The sequence below is a fragment of the Microbispora sp. CL1-1 genome, from assembly GCF_012034195.1.
GTDB lineage: Bacteria > Actinomycetota > Actinomycetes > Streptosporangiales > Streptosporangiaceae > Microbispora.
The window spans coordinates 30,307-47,855 of record NZ_JAATEK010000053.1 but is presented as its reverse complement, the minus strand read 5'-3'; the positions used below and the strand labels follow the sequence as shown (position 1 = coordinate 47,855).

19 protein-coding genes and 1 pseudogene are annotated in these 17,549 nt (G+C 70.3%); 11 read left to right on the top strand and 9 right to left on the bottom strand.

Annotated features, from left to right (window positions below; genetic code table 11):
• From HCK04_RS36305 to HCK04_RS36295, 3 genes are all read right to left on the bottom strand, one after another.
• Nucleotides 1–558 (bottom strand): hypothetical protein (locus HCK04_RS36305; protein WP_142651872.1); only part of this gene is annotated, 558 nt, incomplete at its 3' end.
• Nucleotides 527–1,588, bottom strand: coding sequence for a toprim domain-containing protein (locus HCK04_RS36300; protein ID WP_142651871.1), 1,062 nt, complete (start codon nucleotides 1,586–1,588; stop codon nucleotides 527–529). The genes HCK04_RS36300 and HCK04_RS36305, both read right to left, overlap by 32 nt.
• A gap of 12 nt (nucleotides 1,589–1,600) precedes the next feature.
• Nucleotides 1,601–2,449 (bottom strand): DUF2637 domain-containing protein, encoded by an 849-nt coding sequence (locus tag HCK04_RS36295; protein ID WP_142651870.1) that lies wholly within the window; start codon nucleotides 2,447–2,449, stop codon nucleotides 1,601–1,603.
• A gap of 411 nt (nucleotides 2,450–2,860) precedes the next feature.
• On the opposite strand from HCK04_RS36295, the gene HCK04_RS36290 reads away from it, so the two are divergent.
• Nucleotides 2,861–3,298 carry a helix-turn-helix transcriptional regulator gene (locus tag HCK04_RS36290; protein WP_142651869.1) on the top strand — a complete coding sequence of 146 codons (438 nt, stop codon included), beginning with the start codon at nucleotides 2,861–2,863 and terminating at the stop codon, nucleotides 3,296–3,298.
• Between the two features lie 500 nt (nucleotides 3,299–3,798).
• Here HCK04_RS36290 and HCK04_RS36285 read toward each other — a convergent pair whose 3' ends face one another.
• The 4 genes from HCK04_RS36285 to HCK04_RS36270 form a co-directional block, all read right to left on the bottom strand.
• On the bottom strand, nucleotides 3,799–3,996 hold the full coding sequence (locus tag HCK04_RS36285; RefSeq protein ID WP_205831152.1) for a recombinase family protein: 198 nt from the start codon (nucleotides 3,994–3,996) through the stop codon (nucleotides 3,799–3,801).
• Nucleotides 3,997–4,000: 4 nt separating this feature from the next.
• Entirely contained in the window at nucleotides 4,001–5,263 is a 1,263-nt protein-coding gene (locus HCK04_RS36280; protein ID WP_142651867.1) for a Dyp-type peroxidase, read from the bottom strand.
• A complete protein-coding gene (locus HCK04_RS36275) occupies nucleotides 5,256–5,696 on the bottom strand; it encodes a copper chaperone PCu(A)C (protein WP_260617530.1) in 441 nt (146 codons plus the stop codon). The genes HCK04_RS36280 and HCK04_RS36275 overlap by 8 nt, the downstream gene beginning before the upstream one ends.
• 250 nt (nucleotides 5,697–5,946) lie before the next feature.
• Nucleotides 5,947–6,519: an MFS transporter gene (locus HCK04_RS36270; RefSeq protein WP_142651866.1), complete on the bottom strand. Its 573-nt coding sequence runs from the start codon at nucleotides 6,517–6,519 to the stop codon at nucleotides 5,947–5,949.
• A gap of 189 nt (nucleotides 6,520–6,708) precedes the next feature.
• Between HCK04_RS36270 and HCK04_RS36265 the strand changes: the two genes are divergently transcribed.
• The 9 genes from HCK04_RS36265 to HCK04_RS36225 all read left to right on the top strand — a co-directional run bounded on the left by HCK04_RS36265 (nucleotide 6,709) and on the right by HCK04_RS36225 (nucleotide 14,570).
• Entirely contained in the window at nucleotides 6,709–7,329 is a 621-nt protein-coding gene (locus HCK04_RS36265; RefSeq protein WP_142651865.1) for an MFS transporter, read from the top strand.
• Between the two features lie 222 nt (nucleotides 7,330–7,551).
• Nucleotides 7,552–8,148 (top strand): copper resistance protein CopC, encoded by a 597-nt coding sequence (locus HCK04_RS36260; RefSeq protein WP_168066547.1) that lies wholly within the window; start codon nucleotides 7,552–7,554, stop codon nucleotides 8,146–8,148.
• Nucleotides 8,145–8,768 (top strand): copper resistance CopC family protein, encoded by a 624-nt coding sequence (locus HCK04_RS36255; protein WP_142651863.1) that lies wholly within the window; start codon nucleotides 8,145–8,147, stop codon nucleotides 8,766–8,768. Before HCK04_RS36260 ends, HCK04_RS36255 begins: the two co-directional genes overlap by 4 nt.
• 135 nt (nucleotides 8,769–8,903) lie before the next feature.
• Nucleotides 8,904–10,079, top strand: coding sequence for a cytochrome P450 (locus tag HCK04_RS36250; protein ID WP_142651862.1), 1,176 nt, complete (start codon nucleotides 8,904–8,906; stop codon nucleotides 10,077–10,079).
• Between the two features lie 172 nt (nucleotides 10,080–10,251).
• On the top strand, nucleotides 10,252–10,836 hold the full coding sequence (locus HCK04_RS36245) for a hypothetical protein (protein ID WP_142651861.1): 585 nt from the start codon (nucleotides 10,252–10,254) through the stop codon (nucleotides 10,834–10,836).
• 323 nt (nucleotides 10,837–11,159) lie between these two features.
• The gene (locus tag HCK04_RS36240; protein ID WP_142651860.1) at nucleotides 11,160–11,822 is read left to right on the top strand and encodes an ATP-binding cassette domain-containing protein; all 663 of its coding nucleotides are present in this window, start codon (nucleotides 11,160–11,162) and stop codon (nucleotides 11,820–11,822) included.
• Nucleotides 11,819–12,652: a metal ABC transporter permease gene (locus tag HCK04_RS36235; protein WP_142651859.1), complete on the top strand. Its 834-nt coding sequence runs from the start codon at nucleotides 11,819–11,821 to the stop codon at nucleotides 12,650–12,652. Before HCK04_RS36240 ends, HCK04_RS36235 begins: the two co-directional genes overlap by 4 nt.
• Nucleotides 12,649–13,440, top strand: a complete 792-nt coding sequence (locus HCK04_RS36230) for a zinc ABC transporter substrate-binding protein (RefSeq protein ID WP_142651858.1) — start codon at nucleotides 12,649–12,651, stop codon at nucleotides 13,438–13,440. Before HCK04_RS36235 ends, HCK04_RS36230 begins: the two co-directional genes overlap by 4 nt.
• A gap of 53 nt (nucleotides 13,441–13,493) precedes the next feature.
• Nucleotides 13,494–14,570: an FAD-dependent monooxygenase gene (locus HCK04_RS36225; protein WP_168066545.1), complete on the top strand. Its 1,077-nt coding sequence runs from the start codon at nucleotides 13,494–13,496 to the stop codon at nucleotides 14,568–14,570.
• On the opposite strand, the gene HCK04_RS36220 is transcribed toward HCK04_RS36225, so the two are convergent.
• Together HCK04_RS36220 and HCK04_RS36215 are read right to left on the bottom strand one after the other, a co-directional pair.
• The gene (locus HCK04_RS36220; RefSeq protein WP_142651856.1) at nucleotides 14,489–15,529 is read right to left on the bottom strand and encodes a sugar ABC transporter permease; all 1,041 of its coding nucleotides are present in this window, start codon (nucleotides 15,527–15,529) and stop codon (nucleotides 14,489–14,491) included. The genes HCK04_RS36225 and HCK04_RS36220 overlap by 82 nt on opposite strands.
• On the bottom strand, nucleotides 15,526–16,707 hold the full coding sequence (locus tag HCK04_RS36215; protein ID WP_205831150.1) for an MFS transporter: 1,182 nt from the start codon (nucleotides 16,705–16,707) through the stop codon (nucleotides 15,526–15,528). The genes HCK04_RS36220 and HCK04_RS36215 overlap by 4 nt, the downstream gene beginning before the upstream one ends.
• 40 nt (nucleotides 16,708–16,747) lie before the next feature.
• Between HCK04_RS36215 and HCK04_RS44480 the strand changes: the two are divergent.
• A pseudogene (locus HCK04_RS44480) lies at nucleotides 16,748–17,419 on the top strand (sigma-70 family RNA polymerase sigma factor); the annotation flags it as partial.
• Nucleotides 17,420–17,549: the final 130 nt, after the last annotated feature.

Genomic DNA, 17,549 nt, shown 5'->3' with positions numbered 1-17,549 from the left:
TTCGACAACTTTGTCGATGGTGTGCGGGAAGTCCTCCTGGGCGAGCCTCACGACCGGAGGCAGCTGAGGCCGAACGGGCGCTGGATATCCGGTTCGTGGGCATGGCTCTCGGGCGAACAACGGGGTGACTTCCCGCATGGCCGCTTCGGGAGTATGTCCTTCGACTCGCAGCCGGTCATAGCGGTTCATTGCGTACGGGTGGAGCTCTCGCAGTCGGCTTTCGCATCTCAACAGTGCGCGCTCGGCGCCCGGGTCGTTCGTCGCGTACGGCAGGGCCGCTCCCCAGGCGCGGCTCACCTGCAGCAGGTCGGCGGTGCGCAACCATGCCGGGTCGTTGGCGGGCAGCCACTGCAGTCGTGCCGCCCGATGGGCGGCGCGTTGCTTGGTGCGCAGGGCGTCTGCTGCCTGACGCTCCCGCTCGGCCTGTTCGCGTACGCGCTGGGCCTTCACGTGCAGCCACACCTGAACTGCCGCCGCGGCAGTAGGGGTGACCTGCACTACCTTCTGCATGCCGTGGGCGGCTGCCTCACGGAGTGGGTCCGCGTAGTGGTCGTTCATTCGCTCTCCTCTCGCCCGAGCGTGTGGTCGTGCTGCCGGATGTGGGCGCTGTCGGGAAATCGGCGAGGGCCAGCTGGGCGGTCACCGAATCGGTGGTGGTCTCGGTGACGGTCGCGTGGTCGAAGTTGAGCTGCGCGGCGACACGGGCGACCTGCCGGGCGACGTCACGGGGTGCCATCGTGGCGATAGCCGCACCGGCGGCGCGAAGTGCGCCGACACGCCCTTCGGCGTACTGCAGAAAGTCGTGCCAGGGCTCGATGGCGGCGTCGGTCACCAGGTCGGCCAGGGGCCGTACTCGCACACGAAGCAGTGCCGCAAGCCTTTGGGGGCCGGCGTCGCTGAGTACCGCAGCCGGATCCCAGTCCGATGGGAGCACGAAGGCTTCCGCCGTACCGGCGTCTTTGAGTAGCGAGTAGGAGCGTGCCGCGGCTTGCCGCCCGGCGCGGTCGCCGTCGAAGGCGACCAGCACACCGTCGGCGCGCAGGTCGGCGGCTGCGTCGAGAGCCCTGACCTGGTCGGGGGTGAGGCTGGTGCCGCACAGGGCGAGCCCGGCCAGACGACCCCCGCCGACGACGGTGACGGCGATGGCATCCAGGGGGCCTTCGGTGATGACCGGCTTGGCCCCGGCGCTGAGCGTGTGCAGGCCGAACAGCGCCCGTCCCTTGCCGTAGACAGGCGTGTTCGGGCTGTTGAGGTATTTGGGTTCGCTCGTACGGCTGCGACCGATGAAGGCGATCGTGGTCGCGTCGCGCTCGGTGATGGGGAACATGACCCGGTCGCGGAAGAAGTCGATGAGCATGCCGCGGGTGGTCCGCCGGGCCAGGCCGGAGGCCTCGATCGCGGTGTCAGGGAAGCCGAGGCTGCGCAGGTGTCTGGTCAGCGCTCGCCATTCGTTCGGGGCGTAGCCGATGCGCCAATGACGCTGCACGTCGTCGTCGAATCCACGCTGACGCAGGTAGTCGGGGACCCAGCTGGTGGAGACGTGGGCCTGGAAAAAGCGTTCGGCGTGCTCGTGGATAGCGAGGAGCATGAGGTCGCGTCCTTAGACCGGCTCGCGGCGGAGCCCGATGGCGGTGGCCAGCCAGCGCAGCCGCTCGTTCGCGATGCGGTGGCCCTGAGCACGGAGCTGGGCGGCCAGGTCCATCTGGCTCAGCCGTACGCCGCGCTGCTCGGCCCTGGCGACGATGGCCTGAGCAGCCTGGATGAGCTGGTCGTCGGAGTCCTGCTGCTGTGGGATCTGCGGAGTCGGAAAGGCCGCGCCCGCGAGTTGAAGTCGTACGGCGGTCCGCTCGGACAGGGGCGCCTTCCACCGCCACAGCCAGCGGCCGTGCGCCTGGTGGAGCGCGGAGACGGCCTCGAGGTGCAGGTATTCGAGCTGGAGGCCGCGGGGGTAGCTCGTAACGTTCCACAGCACCATGCGCCGCCAGAGCATGAAGCTGGAGACGGGGGCGAGGAGCCAGCGTGAGAAAGGTACCCGCTCACGCCGGGTGCCCGTGGCCAGGCCGACCCACCGGCGGATGAGGTGGCGGATTCCCTCGATCACCGTGACGAACAGGACGGGCATGGCCGCGTGCATCAGGCCGGCGATCGGGTCGCCGTGCGCGGCGGCGATGTTGAGGATGACGGTGACGGTGATGAACGCCCAGGCGATCCAGTGCAGGACCGGCCAGGGCAGGTCGGCGAACTCCATGAGGAGGTCCCAGGCCAGCAGGGCGAGGATGCCGAGGTCGATGCCGATCGGGACAATCCACGCCTGCGGGCCGAACCACGGCTCGGCGAGGTGACGCAGGGTGGCGAAAGAACCGATCCCGCCGAGTACGGCCAGGGCGACCACGAGCGGAGCCACGACGCACGCGGCCAGGGCGACGGCCTGGGTGAGGTTGCGGGTCACCGGCCGCCACCTTCTGCAAGGTGGGTCGCGGCTCGGGCGACGCCCTCGTCGTTAGCGGGGGAGAGGATCAGGCCGTGATGGGTGACATAGGCGTAGACGCCTTCGGCACCCGCGCAGTACACAGTCTCGGTGCCGACGGTGAGGGCCCACTGGCCGTTACGGCGGCGGATCAGCCGGGCTGGCCGGTGGCGGCTGACCTCAAGGCCGAGGCGGACGAGTCGTTCATGACGAGCTTTGCTCTCGTCAGGTGCTCGCATCGGTGTGGCTCGCATCGGTAACCTTCGGGCGTGGAGAGGCGGACTCCATCAACTAAAGTTGATGACGAGAGCAGGATAGGCACTCTCCGTCACCGACTGTCAACTAAAAGCGATGAAGCAGGGCGCGTGTCGCTCCAACTTGATGTGGTGAGCAGTGGCTGACGACCGAAGCGCGGCGAACACCACGCGGTCTCTTGCCGACAAGATCGAGTGGTTGATCCAGAACCGCTGGCCGGCAGGTAGTCGACCGCCGAAGAACAACCTCGAGGCGGCGGCGGCGATCTCGGAGGCGACGGGCGAGGAGCTGTCCTCGACGACGATCTGGAAGCTGCGGACGGGCAGGTCGGACAACCCCCAGCTCAAGACGTTGAAGGCGCTGGCCAAGTTCTTCGGCGTGCCGATCGGCTACTTCGGCGACGACGAGGATGCCGAGGCGACGGCCGACCAGGTAGTGGCGTCCTCTTTAATCGGCGAGTCTGGCCTCAACCGTGAGGCGCTCCGCGCCCTGGTCGAGATGTCCGACGGCGGCCGCCAGCTCGTGGCCGACTTCATCATCAGTGCCGCCCGCCTCGAACGCGGCAGAGGTCACTGAAGGTTCGGTGTACCTATGTAGCACACCATGATCTTGCTCTATAGGGGCTCGAGTCGGTGGGGGTCTGGAATCAAATCACTATGCGCGGATCGCTGCCGCTGACCTCTCCCTGGACGAGGAGGCCTGAGCAGTGATGGCCCCGAACTCCCTTGCGGTACGCCAGATCTAGCGTACGACGATCGCCGGCGTTTTCCTGCTGGCCGCGAGGTGGTCCTCACAGTGGCGGAGGCAGGGCTCGTGCATGTGCCTGAATGACACGACCACCGCGATCAGCGCCAGTATCGCGACACCCCCGGCGGCACCGATAATTGGACCGGTTGTTGGTCCGCGACCCTTTGATGGACCGCTGACAGAGGCCGCAGCGCAGCAGCCCTCTGAACGCATAGGTCCGTGGTGTACCGAGGATCACAGGAGCGAACTGGACACGTTCGAAGTCCGTGCGGACCCGGGATCACGCTGCCTGACGTGATGGACCCCCGTGGCGACGCCACGGGGGTCCATCAGGTCAGCACCTCGGTCGCGCGTTGCTTGTTCCACACCTGGTTGCCGGTGTAGCGAGGGTTGCGGAGGATGGACGTGGTGCCGTCCGTCCGCATCTCGCCGGAGCGGTGAGAGTTCCGCGCGCGGTCATGGGCGGACGGGCAGGGCACTCCGCGGGCATTCAGGGTGGCGGCGATCCGCCCGGCCTTGGCCGGCACCGCGTCATGACAGCAAGGTTTCTCCGATCCACCCATTGGGGTCGCAGCCGGGAGGGATGGCGAACACGGCGGAACCGATCGGTGTGGTCCACTCGTTCAGCAGGTCCGCCTCGGCAAGTCGCTCCTGTACCGGGATGAACTGCCGGGCGATGTCGGCCTGGTAGGAGGCGAACAGCAGCCCGGTGTCGGCGGTGCCGTCGGGGGAAACGCCCTCGTCGTAGTTGTAGATGCGACGGAGGATACGCGCGCCGGGGTCGGCCACGTGTGCTCGCCGGATGTGGGCGTATTCGGAGATGACCGGCAGCCCGGCGGGGGTGAGCCGCGCGAAGTCCGGTTCGTCGTGCTCGCGGGCGCCGGTGAGCGGGGCGCCGTCGGTGAGGCGGCGGCCGATCGTGAACTCCTTGGCCACCGTGTCGGCGGCGTCCCAGGTCTCCATCTCTGCGCGGATGCGCCGTAGGACCAGGGTGGTCCCGCCGCGCAGCCACTCCTGCTCCCCGGCGAACCAGACCGCCCGATCGAAGTGGGGTGTGCCGGCGACGGGGTTGACGGTCCCGTCGAGCTGTCCCATCACGTTGCGCTGGGTGGTGTGGGGCTGCTGGGAGTGCGCGGCCCGCCGGAAGCCCCGCTGGGTCCAGCGGACCTTCGCGAACGACCGGGCGTCCTTGACGAGCACCCGCAGCGCATGGGTGACGGTGAGCGGGTCGTCCGCGCAGATCTGGACGAGCAGGTCGCCGCCCGTCCACCGCTTCTTCAGCCGGTCGATGCCGAACGCGGGGAGGGGAGCGATGAACTCCGGCCGCTGATCGGAGGTCTTGGTGGCCGCGAACAGACCCGGTCCGAAGCCGAAGGTGACGGTCAATCGGGCGGGCAGCACGGCCAGATGGGGCTCGGTGTCGGCGAGGGCGGGCTGTCCCTGAGTGATGCGCCGGGCGTCGTCGGTGAGCACGCGCATCAGCCGCGCCACGCTCTCCCGGTCCGAGCCCGCCCGCAAATCGAACGCCACGAACGCGGCGTGCGCCTGCGGAGTCGTCGCGACACCGGCCTGGTGGGCGCCGTAGAACGGCTCCACCGCCGTCGCCCGGGGCGAGTTCACGTCCAGATCGGCGGTACGGCCCGCCGTACCCGTGTCGTCGGCGTCGGCGCTCGCCCGCGCCACGACGGCCCCGCTCGTCGCGGCGGCGGCGACCACGGCGCCGCCGGACAGCAGCGCCCTGCGGCTCAGTCGCGGGCGGGAGACGTCATCTGTCCCATTGAGCCGCTCACTCATCCATGCCGCCCATGTCGGCGCCCGGCTGGTAGTTCTCCTTGGCTCCCGCGAAGTCCTTGCCCAGAGCCGTGAAGGTGTAGGTGCCGCCCCCCTGAAGCTCCAGCGTGAACGGCACTTCGGACCCTGGCTTGATCTCGGAAGGCACGTCCATGACCATGATGTGGTCGCCGCCGGGCTGCAGGACGTGGGAGCCGTGGGCGGGGACCACGAAACCGCCCTCCTTCGGCCGCATCACCATCTTCCCCTCGGACTCCACGACCTCGTGCAACTCCACCTTGGGTGCCGCAGGAGTGCTGCCGGCGATGACGGTGATGTCCGAATCGGAGTTGTTGACCAGGGTGCCGAAGGCGGCGGTCATCCCCTTCTTGGCGGTCTTGACCCACGGGTCGGTGATGCTGAGTGGGGCAGAGGTGGACGACGGGGAGGCCGCCACCGCAGCGGGCGAAGCAGCCGCTGATACGGAGGACGCCTCCTCAGAGCCGCAGGCGGCCGTGGCCGTCACTGCGCCCAAGCTGAGAACGACGAGCATGACGCGGGAGAACATGAAGATCCCTTCACCCGGCTGAGAGCCGGTACTGGTACCGCTGCACTGAACGAATTCGGCGCGCGCGAGCGCACACCGACGCACCCCGCCACTACGGGGTGCTGGTTACATCAGAGAGAGCCCGCCGACCAGATGCCGGTCAGGCAGGAACAGTGCGAACGGTGCCAGGAGGGCCGCGCCGACCCATCGAATGGCCGAGCAGGACCGACCGCGCGACCACCCGGTGCTCGATCACCGGGACGACGATCGCGCCGTACGCCGGGTCCAGGAAGACGGCGAACACGATCCGCAGCTGGACGGCCAGCCGGCGCAGCAGGGCCCAGAGCAGCGCCTCACCATGCGCCAGCCAGACCGCCGTCAGCGCGACCGCCCAGCCGTGCATGACCAGCATGCCCAGGCCGGGCACCAACCCGGAATGGACGTGCCCGCCGCTCATCGCGGAACCGGCGACGCTCGGTTCCAGGGTGTGCACGAACGAGAACAGCAGGTGGAGCGCCGCCTGCGAGGCCACCAGCGCCGGCAGGATCACGGCCAGCGTCCGCTCACGCCGCGCGAGGGCGTGCGCGGGCAGGAAGGCGATGAGCAGGGCCATGAGAACGGCGACCACGGAGACCGACCCGCCGCCGACAGCATGCGCCCCGACGCCGAGCGCCACCGAGACCGCGGCGAACGCGGCGGCCCGTATGGCACGGAAGGGCATCGTGGCTGTCATGGCGCCGCAATCATCGCACACCGCCTCCCCGTCCCTCAGTGCATGCGGCGCAAATCGTGATAATCGGGCCGAATGCCTCGTGAAGGAGCGCGAGCGGTCGATGAGGATGAAGGAACCAAGGCGCTCACCCTGTCGTCCGGCACCGGTTCTCCCCTTCGTGTGCCAGACCGAGCCCGACCGAGCGAACGGATGGCGGCGGTCTTGGGGCCGACCAGCCTCTGTGCGATAGTCGTCTTCGTCATGCGCGCCGCCTTACCTCTGCGACTCGCGCGGTCGGCCGCCTTCTCGGTCGTCTGCGTGCTCCTCGCCGTGGGCGCGCACTGGTTCGCCGGTGGGGCCGCCCCGACTCCCCAGGCACTTCTCATCGGCGGAGCGGGCGTCATGACCGTCGCCGCGGCGACGGCGGGCCGGGAGCGGTCACCATTGGTCGTCATCGGCCTGCTCCTGGCAGCGCAGGTCTTCCTGCACGAACTCCTCGGGTCGCTCGCGCTCTCGACGGAGACAACGGCCGTGGCGCACACGCACCGGCTGGGGGTGGGCACCGGGATGCTCACCGCGCATCTCACCGCGGCGCTGATCACGGGGTGGTGGCTGTCGCGGGGCGAAGCGGCGCTGTGGTCGATCCTGCACAGGATCGGCACGGGCGCGATCCACTGGCTCCGGGCGCTGCTCACGCTGTTCCAGTTCCTTGCCCGCATACGCCCCCGCCCCCGGCTCGCGTCGTACAACCTTGACCGCGAACCTCGGCGTGAGGCTGTCCTGCGACACGCCGTCGTACGGCGTGGACCGCCGGTTCTCGTGTTCCTGTGATCCTCTCCGAACCCTTCTGAGGTTTCCTTCGCGCGGCTTATCCGGTCGGACGTCACGCCTGCCCGCAGCGGCTCGTCCCGACGACCCGCGGACCACTCATCCCGGTCCGTACGGCCCGCGCGCCCGCAGGTACCCACACACGACGACTGGAGATACCCCGATGACACCGCCGTCCACCGTCACACGCCGGGCCACGACCTCCCCGCATGCCTGGAGCCTGTCGTGAAGCATCCCTCGGTCAGAGCGGTTTTTCTGTTCGGCATCTCGTGCCTGTTCGCGGTGGTGTTCGCCGCACCCGCGTCTGCGCACGACAGTCTGAAGAAGAGCACACCCGCTGCGAACGCCGTCGTCTCCGGCCTCGATGAGATCGAGCTGGAGTTCAGCGCGCATGTCAGTTTTCCCGTGGTCGTTCTTCATAACGCGGCCGGGCGTCGCTTCGAATCGGGGACTCCGCGCGTCGACGGCTCCACGGTGGTGGAAGGGGTCGCAGGCCCGCTTTCACCGGGCAGCTACACCATCGCCTGGCGGGTCGTCTCCTCCGACGGCCACCCCATCGAAGGGGAGATACCGTTCATCGTCGGATCCTCGTCGGCGGCATCGGCAGGAGGGACGGCGCCCGTCGCCTCCCCGGTGGCCGGAGAGGAAGGCCCAGGTCAGGAGACCGGCACACCCGGCTGGATCTGGGCGGTCGTGGCCGCGGTCGTGGTTCTCGGAGTGGCCGCCGTCCTGGTGGCGCGGGGCAGGAAACCGCCGACGCCACCGCTCCCGGACGACGTGGAGGACCGCCCATCGGGTCCCGAGAACGGTGAACGCGGGTGACAAGGAAAACAGCCAGAGCGTTTCTCCTCCTCGGCTTTCTGAGCGCCGTCCTGGGAGCATTCGCCGCACCGGCGCTGGCACACGACACCCTGCGATCGAGCACACCCGCCAGCAACGCCGTGGTCTCCAGCCTCGACCTCATCGAGCTGGAGTTCAACAACAATGTGCGCTATCCCGTCGTGCTCCTGCACGACGCGGCCGGGCAGCGCTTCCCCTCCGGCACACCCCGAACCCGCGGCGCCAAGGTGCTTGTGGACGTCGACGAGCCGCTTCCCTCCGGCAGCTACACCGTCGTCTGGCGGGTCGTCTCCGCCGATGGCCGCCCCATCGAAGGAGAGATCCCCTTCATCGTGGGTTCCTCGTCGGCTGCGCTGCCGAGCACCCTCGTGTCCAGCACCCCGGTGTCCAGCGTCTCCGTTTCCAGCACCTCCGTGTCCAGTATCCCCGTGCCCAGCCCGGTTCCGGCCCGCACACCCGTGAGCGCGACGGGCGAGACGGACGAGCAGGGCGCCCTCCCCGGCTGGACATGGGCGGTCATGGCCGGGTTGGCACTCGCCGGAGCCGTGGCACTGCTGATGTGGCGGAGAAGGAAACCCGCCGGCGGGGACACCCCTTCCTGACCGCCGTATTTCCCAAGACCAGTTTCCGGACCGGACAGCCGCTGATGCGACGTCTCCCTCCGGCCTTCCATCGTCCGCGCCGGCTTCCGGCCGATGTGACAGCCGGCGCGCCTTTCGTACGAAGGATCATCTTCGATGGCAGATGACGAATTTCCCCTCATGCAGTTCCTCCGTCAGGGTTTCGATCCTGTGGCGGAGCTCGGACGCATTCGATCCGAGCAGCCCGTCTTCCCGATGCGGATGCCCGACGGGTCCACCGTCTGGCTGGTGACCCGGTATGACGACGTCCGGGCGGTGCTGGGCGACGCGGCCCGGTTCAGCAACGACTTCGCGAACGTGATCGCCGCGGGAGCGAACCAGGAAGACCCGGGCGGTCTCGGCTTCCGCGACCCGCCCGAGCACACGCGGCTGCGGCGCCTGCTGACGCCCGAGTTCACCATGCGGCGGCTGCGGCGGCTGGACGGCAGCATCCAAAAGATCGTCAACGACCACCTGGACGCGATGGAGCAGGCCGGGCGTGAGGCGGACCTGGTCCAGTCTTTCGCCCTTCCCATCCCGTCGCTCGTCGTCTGCGAACTGCTGGGCGTGCCGTACGGCGACCGGTCTGATTTCCTCCGGATGAGTGCCGACAGGTTCGACCTGTCCGCCGGTCCCGAAGCGTCCATCCAGGCGGTCAACGACTCGATCACCTACCTGACCGATCTGGTCGCCAAGGAACGCGCGAACCCCGGCGACGGCCTACTGGGCACGCTGCTGCGCGAGCACGGTGACGAGGTGAGCGATCGCGAGCTGGCCGGTCTGGCCGACGGCCTGCTGACCGGCGGGCACGACACCAGCACCAGCATGCTCGCTCTCGGCACACTGTGGCTGCTGGACAATCCCGAGCAGGCCGCCCTGGTCCGCGACACCGACGACCACGTCGACAAGGTCGTGGAGGAGCTCCTGCGGTACCTGACAGTTGTTCAGGTCGCCTTCCCGCGCTTCGCCCGAGAGGATCTCGTGCTGGCCGGGCAGCCCATCGCCAAGGGGCAGATGGTGCTGTGCTCACTGACCGCCGCCAATCGCGATCCCGCTCTCGGCACGGACATGGACCTGGCCGTCCCGGGGCGCAAGGTGAGCCCTCACGTCGCCTTCGGACACGGCATCCACAGATGCATCGGGGCTCCTCTGGCGCAGATGGAGATGCGCATCGCCTTCCCCGCGCTGCTACGCCGTTTTCCCGGTCTGCGGCTGGCCGTGCCGTTCGAGCAACTCGCCTTTCGCGAGATCTCCATCGTCTACGGTCTCGATTCCCTGCCGGTCGCCTGGTAGCACCGCTCGCCGGGGAACGACCGGCTCTCCGGTCGTTCCCCGGCCACCTACCGATGTCCGAACAACCCACGGAGCGACAGGGCTGCGAGGCCGAACGCGTCCGCACATCCACAGGCGACGTTCATCACGCTGATGCCGATGGGTCTTCTCGGCAAGGCGTCAGGCTGACAGGATGATGTTCGTGTCCCCCCGGCATCCGGTGCTGCGCATGGCGCGAGCCCTCGTCTTCGCGACGGTGTGCGTCGTCATCTCCGCGGCCGGCCATGCCTTCGCCGGGGGCGGCTCCGTGCCGCCGGGCATTCTGGGCGCCGGGGCCCTGGCGGCCACGGTGCTCGCGTACGCGCTCAGCGGGCGTGAGCCCCGGCCCGAGGTCCTGCTCACAGCGAGCATCGGCACTCAGGCGCTTCTTCACGAGCTGTTCGCCCGGACGGCGACGTCAAGCGCGGAACATCTCGCCCACGGCGCGCACGCCGACCACGGGCATCTCGGCATCGGCATGGCGCTGGTGCATCTCGTGATCGGGACGATTTCCGGCTGGTGGCTCTACCGCGGCGAGGTCGCGATCTGGCTCCTGCTGTGCCTGCTGGCCATGGGCTCGGTCACGGTTCTGCGCTGGCTGCTCGGCGGCGCCACGCCGGTGACGACGCCGGTGAAGCAGGTCTCGCCGATCGCGTGTGCGCGGGCGTACGGCGGCAGGCGGGAGATCGTCTCAGCGATCCACCGACGTGGGCCGCCCGTGTCCGTCCTGGCCGGCTGACATCTGTCGACGTCCTTGATGGGCTTTTCCTGCCTCGGTGTCGCGATCGGGTGACAAGGCGGAATGCCATCCTGGGTACGCCGCATCATTCCGTGCGCCTCCGTCGGCGTAGGCGATGACACGCCTATTCCGGTCGCGCGACCGCCTTCCGGTGTAGCCGCGCGGTCATCCCGCCTTTGATTGGCGCCGGATGCATCACCGGATGCGTCAGTCGTCAGCTTGCTTCACTTCCCGGTCGACCGCCTGGTCCGCCGGTTCCTTCGCCGTGGTCCGCGCCGGGTCGCGGTCGGTCACGCCTACCCACCTTCCGCAGGAGCATGACCATGTCATCACCTCCCCGAGGTCTGTACGCGCGCGCCACCCCGCTCCGCCTCGCCGGTGTCACCTGCCGGCACGGCCGGCTCGCCGCGGTGGATCGCGTGGATCTCGACCTGGCCCCCGGCGAGCATCTGGCCATCACCGGCACCAACGGGTCGGGCAAGAGCACGTTGCTCCGCGCGATCCTCGGCCTGCACCGCGAGACCAGCGGCCTGATCGAGGTCGGCGGAGTCCGGGCGAGCGGGACGGCCGACTGGGCCCGGCGCCGATCGGAGGTGGCCTGGGTGCCCCAGCGGCAGACCGCGGGCCGCTTCCCGCTCCTGGTGAGCGAGTTGCTCGCGAGCGGCGGCCACATGGAGCGGTCGGTCCGTGCCGCCGAGGAGCTGGGCGTCGGCGACCTGCTCGACCGCCCGCTCGGCACGCTGTCGGGTGGCCAGTTGCAGCGGGCCTACCTGGCGCGTGCTCTGGGCCAGGTGGCGGCGGGCGCGGGGCTGGTGCTCGCCGACGAGCCGACGGCCGCGCTCGACTTCGCGGGGCAGGAGCAGGTGGCGGGCGTGCTCGCCGGGCTCGCGGTGACGGTCGTGGTGGTCACGCACGATCGGGCCGTGGTCGAGGCCAGTGGCCGGGTGGCCGAGATGGCGGCCGGACGGTTGCGGGAGATCGCGTGAGCTCGCTCGGCGTCCTGCTTGACATCCCGTCGGTACGGCTGGCCTTGGTGGCCCTGGTGCTCGGGTCCGTCGCGCTGCCGATCGTCGGGGTCTTCATCGTGGGGCTCGACATCATGCCGGTCCGCTTCGCGATGATGCACGTGGCGCTGCTGGGCATCGCGATCGGGCTGCTGACCGGGCTCGACCCACTGTTGTGCGCTCTTGTGCTGTGCGGGCTGACCGGCGGAGCGCTGACCCCGCTCGCCCGCAGCGCCACCGGCCTGTCCGGGGCGATGGGCCTGCTGATGACGCTCGCGGTCGCCGCCGCGCTGCTGGTGCTGTCGATCTCGGGCGTGAACGCCAACGGCGCCTTCGAACTGCTGTGGGGGTCGATCCTGGCCACCAGGCCCGCCGACGTGCTCGCGCTCGCGGCGCTCGCGGTCGTCGTCCCGCTGCTGTACGCCCTGCGCCGCCGTGATCTTGCCCTGCTCCTGCACGATCGGGAGCTCGCGCTGTGCTCGGGGGTCGCGGTCGAACGGCTGACCCTCATCCTGCTGGTCGTGGTCGCCGTGGCCATCGCGTCAGCGATCCGGCTGACCGGAGCCCTCCTCGTCGACGCGCTGACCCTGCTGCCGGCCCTGGCGGCACGCCGCGTCGGCCGTTCCCTGCCCGCCATGATCCGTTGGTCGGTGATCTTCGGCCTCGCGTTCAACGTGGGCGGCTTCTTCGTCTCGTTGATCTTGGACTTCCCGCCGGGCCCCACGCTCGTGCTCCTGGGCGGGGTGTGCACCCTCCTCCTCCATGCGGTACCCGCCGTTTACTCCCAACGAAGAAAGGCCATCTCCCGATGATTACCCTGCACCGACTACGCCTCGTGGCCGCCGTGACCGCCGTCGTCGCCCTCGCCACCGCCGCCTGCGGCGGCGACCAGAGCGGTACGGCGGCGACTCCCGCCGCCACAGCCAAGGGACTGAAGATCGTGGCCGCGTCCACATGGGAGGCCGGCTTCGCCAGGGCAGCGGGAGCCACCGACGTCGCCGTCATCGTCCCTCCCGGCGTTCAGCACGCGCCCGACTACGACCCGAAGCCGTCCGACCTGGCCAAGGTGGCCCAGGCCGACGTCGTGCTCTATGCGGACTTCGAAGGGTTCGCCGGCAAGATCAAGGATGCGGCGGGATCCAAGGCGAAGCTGATCGCGCTGACGCTGGACAACGCGCCCGCCACCGTCAAGAGCCAGGTCCAGCGGCTGGGTGCCGAGTTCGGCACGGCTGACGCCGCCACGAAGTGGATCGATTCCTTCGACACGAAGTATGCGGCGCTCAAGCAGAAGGTCAGCGCCGCCGCGGGCGGCACCCCGCCGGTCGTCGTCACCCAGGCGTTCGTCGCCTGGGCCGCCGACCTCGCGGGCACCACTCCTGCGGGCACCTACGGCCCCCAGCCGCCCACGGTGAGTCAGATCTCCGAGCTGGCCGCCAAGAAGCCGCAGCTCATTCTGGACAACTCCGCGATGCCCGGAGGCGACGCCCTGGCCAACGTCAACGCCAAACGGGTGGTCATCGACAACTTCCCCGGCCAGGGGCTCGACCTGCTGGAGGTGTTCCAGCGCAACGCCGACGCCCTCACCGCCGCACTCAGCTGACGCGCCGACCAGGGGCGGCCCTGCCCGTGGCCGCCCCTGCCCTGGAGGATCTCGTGGACACACCCGTGCTCATCGTCGGGGGCGGACCGGTCGGCCTGTGCACGTCGATCGCCCTGTCCCGCGCCGGAGTCGCCTCGACACTGGTCGAAAGACACCCCGCGAGCTCACCCTTTCCCAAGGGCCGGGCGCTCAGCATCCGGACCATGGAGGTGCTGCGCGGCTACGGCCTGGAAGACCGGGTCGTGGCGGCGCGGGTGCCCCGCGAGGAGAGCCTGCACTTCTACTTCGGCGCGTCGCTGACGGCCGCCGAGCACACCCGCAACAGCAACGTGCCCGACCCGGCCAGGGCCGCGCTCAGCTCCACCTTCACCGCGGCGAGGTCCCAGGACGTGCTGGAGCCGCTGCTCCGTGAGCACGCCGAGTCGTTCGCTCCCGCCCGGGTGCTCTTCGGATGGGAGCTGACCGGTTTCGAGCAGGACCCCGACAGCGTCACCGCGCGGCTGACGGGCGCGGACGGCCGGCCCTGCATTCTCCGCGCCGCGTACCTGCTCGCCGCCGACGGAGCCTCCGGACGCGTACGGGGCATGCTCGGCATCGCCATGCCAGGCGACCGAGTGCTGAGCCGTAACCTCGACATCCTGTTCGAGGCCGACCTGCGCCCGCACGTCGCCGATTGGCTCAGCCTGGTCTACAGCATCGCGGACCCGGCCCTGACCGGGACGTTCATGACTGTGGACAACCATGGCCGATGGCTGTTCAACCTCGTGCACGACCCCACCCGCCGGTCCGTCGACGGGCTCACCGCGGACGACTGCGCCGATCTGGTGCGGCAGGCCGCGGGCGTGCCGGACCTGGAGGTGAAGGTCGTCGCGACGCAGGAGTGGACGGCCTCGGCCATGCTCGCCGATCGCTACCGGTCGGGCCCTGTCTTCCTGGCCGGTGACGCCGCCCACCCGATGACTCCGTACGGCGGGTTTCGCAAGAACTGCGGCATCCAGGACGCCGACAACCTGGCCTGGAAGCTCGCCGCGGTGGTTGGACGCGACGCTCAGCAGGCGAACGGTCCGATCGCCCCGATGAGCATCGCGAGGCCCGCGGCCAGGAAGAAGTCTCCCCACACCAGCTCATGACGGGTGGCCACACCGTGGACGAGGTCGTAGCAGCCGTCGAGCAGACGGCCGTCACGCAGATGCGATCCCACCAGTTCGGCGAGCACACCTGCCGCCCGGTCGCGCAGGGCGGAGGCGACCCGGCCCTCGGCCAGCGCGGCCAGCTTGAGGGCTGCTACGGCCTCGATGGCCGCGGCGGAGGTGTCGGGCGGACTGCCCTGTCGCACGGCCGAGGCGGGAGGAACCGCGGGCGAGCCGGGCGCGAAACGGGCCGCGACGCAGGGCCGGGCGAGGATCCGGCGCAGATCGCCGGGTGGCAGGACCCGCCCCGTGTGCGCGGCGTCGGCGCAGGCGAGCGCCAGCCAGCCGATGGTGCGGCTCCAGCCGGGAGGCGGCTCGGGATGCGCCCGCCACATGCCGTCCGGTTGGAGCGCCCACGCGGGGACAGCCGTGTCGTCCGTCAGGTCGATCTGCAGGCGCAACTGCGCACCGGCGGCGGCGTCCCCCGGCGACCCGGCCAGGCCGAGCAGGGGCACCAGGCCGGGCAGGGCGTCGACCCTGGCCAGCTCACGGGGGCCCCCGAACGCCGTGCCCCACGGCACCATTCCCAGCGCGGGATCGAAGGCGTCCAGGCAGGCCTGTGCCGCACGCTCTCGCAGCGCTTCAGACTCCGGGCAGTCGCGTGCCAGGGCGGTGCCGTACCAGAAGATAAGGCCGCGGGCTGCGGTGTCGGCCTCGACCCAGGGAGCCAGAGCCGCCGTCCGCCTGCTCGCGGCGGCATGGGCGCCCTCGTCCCCATGCACGACGACCCGCAACCACAACAGACCAGTCCAGAAGCCGCCCGCCCATGAACCGCGAGCGGTGGTCGTCCAGCTTCCCGACGCCGGGTCGGCGTACAGCGGCCACCGTGTCGCGGCTCGCGACTCCGTTTCCGCCACCCGTTCCAGGATCTGGCCGAGGGCCCGCCGCTCCCAGCTCACGCGTGTGCCCTCGATCCGAACCACGCAGGCGCCGCGACGACGGCCGCCGCGGCGAACTCGCCGGCGACCAGCAGCCACGCCGGGCCATAGCCGGTGGCGTCGACGACGATCCCGAAAAGGGGAGGCCCGGCGGCGAAGCCGGCGAAGAAACCGGACGACACGAGCGCGGAGTCGCGGCCGGCCGTACGCGGATCCGCCCACCTGATCACCGCGACCATGCTGACGGCGTTGGCGGCGACGGCGAAGGCCCCGACGACGGCTGCCCCCGCCCATACCAGGAGGGACACGTTTCCGGAGGCGAACAGCAGCAGGGCGGCCGCGCAGGCGCCGGCCGCCAGGGGGGCGAGCAGCGCGTCGGCCCGGGGGATGCGTCCGGCCCGGCGTGCCCAGCCGACTCTGCCCGCGACACCGGTGACGCCGAGCACCGCGACCAGCCACCCCGCGACCACCGGGCTCAGACCGAGCCGCTGTGCCCCGTACAGCGACAGGTAGGTGTTGACCGCCGCGATGGCGCAACCGAGGAGGAAGGAGAAGAAGGCCAGGACGGCGACGCCCCTCCCGGGCGGCGCGGCCGGGCGCCGCGAGTCGGCCCGCGCGGGGTCGGGCGGCAGGGCGCGTGTCGCCCACACCGCGATGAGCAGGGCGATGGCCGCCGAGACAGCGACCGCACCCCGCCAGCCCGCCCACACGGCGACAGTGGCCAGCGGCAGTCCGGCCGCGAGCGCTCCGAGCTGGACGCCGGACTGTTTCCAGCCCGTGACCGCGCCGCGCCGGGTGGGCTCGACCACGGCCAGGATCACCTTGTTGGTGGCGGGATTGGCCAGCGCCTGCGGAAGCCCGCCCAGCGCCACCGCCAGCAGGAGCATCCACGACCCGCCGGAGACGGAGATCAGCGCCAGGGCCGCGGCCGCGATCACCAGCAGGGCGACGAGGCACCGGCGGGCACCGAGCCGGTCCACCCATCGGCCCGCCGTGAACGACAGCGCGGCGGCGATGCCGAAGCCTGCCGTGGTCGTCAATCCGAGCACCGCGCGCGGTACGCCCGCCTCCACCAGACGCGGGCCGAGCGCCCCGATGAGGAACAACTGCACCATGGAGACGCCCATCACAGCGGTGAGCAGTGCGGTGACGCTCCTCGTCCCGGCCGCCTCGTTCGGCGGACGCACCGGCGTTCGCATGGCCTTCTCCTCTCGCCCGGGATTCCGCCCGCAGTAGCGCGTGACGATCGCGCACCAGAAGTCGTGGGTGGGCCCCGGTGAGTTCCCGGACGGAGGGATTCCGGTGACGCCGTCCCGCCGGACGCGCGGGCCGCCGCCTCGTCCCGGCGACCTGTCCGCGCACCAGTCACCCGACGCCGCATCCTCCGAGCTGCTCAGCCACCGCCCGGGACGGAAGGAACGCTCACCATGTTCTCTGTCACCAGTGACCATCGATCTGCCGACGACCACCGGCTCACGGCTCGCCCTGGCCGCACGCGAAGGGACCTCCGAGGACGTGGAGGCGTTCGCCCGCGCGTTCTACCCTGACGTGCGCCGCTTCGTCGCCTATCTGTCCGACGTGCAGGCCGCCGACGACCTGACCCAGGAGACCTTCGTGCGGGCGCTCGGCAGTCTGCCGAGGTTCGCCGGCCGGTCGTCGGCACGCACCTGGTTGCTGTCGATCGCCCGGAGGGTCGTCGTCGACATGTTCCGCTCGGCGGCGGTGCGGCCCGCCGTCGCCGACGTCGCCGACTGGCAGAGTGCGGCCGAACGGTGCCTGCCGCGCGGACTGCCCGGTCACGAGGATGGCGTGGCCCTCGACGACCTGCTCTCCCGGGTGCCGCCCCAGCGGCGTGAGGCGTTCGTCCTGACTCAGCTCATGGGACTGTCGTACGCGGAGGCCGCCGTGCTGATCGGATGTCCGGTGGGCACCGTGCGCTCGCGGGTGGCGCGGGCCCGTCGTCAACTCGTCGCATCCCTGCTGCCGCCGAACGAGCGGCCTGATCCGCTCGCGCCGCGGACACTGCTGGGGCCGGAGGCAG

Bases quoted from the DNA above. Each gene is read 5' to 3' on its own strand.
- HCK04_RS36300 (WP_142651871.1), bottom strand. From the start codon at position 1,588: ATGCTCCTCGCTATCCACGAGCACGCCGAACGCTTTTTCCAGGCCCAC.
- HCK04_RS36280 (WP_142651867.1), bottom strand. From the start codon at position 5,263: ATGAGTGAGCGGCTCAATGGGACAGATGACGTCTCCCGCCCGCGACTG.
- HCK04_RS36270 (WP_142651866.1), bottom strand. From the start codon at position 6,519: ATGACAGCCACGATGCCCTTCCGTGCCATACGGGCCGCCGCGTTCGCC.
- HCK04_RS36265 (WP_142651865.1), top strand. From the start codon at position 6,709: ATGGCGGCGGTCTTGGGGCCGACCAGCCTCTGTGCGATAGTCGTCTTC.
- HCK04_RS36250 (WP_142651862.1), top strand. From the start codon at position 8,904: ATGGCAGATGACGAATTTCCCCTCATGCAGTTCCTCCGTCAGGGTTTC.
- HCK04_RS36245 (WP_142651861.1), top strand. From the start codon at position 10,252: ATGATGTTCGTGTCCCCCCGGCATCCGGTGCTGCGCATGGCGCGAGCC.
- HCK04_RS36240 (WP_142651860.1), top strand. From the start codon at position 11,160: ATGTCATCACCTCCCCGAGGTCTGTACGCGCGCGCCACCCCGCTCCGC.
- HCK04_RS36230 (WP_142651858.1), top strand. From the start codon at position 12,649: ATGATTACCCTGCACCGACTACGCCTCGTGGCCGCCGTGACCGCCGTC.
- HCK04_RS36215 (WP_205831150.1), bottom strand. From the start codon at position 16,707: ATGCGAACGCCGGTGCGTCCGCCGAACGAGGCGGCCGGGACGAGGAGC.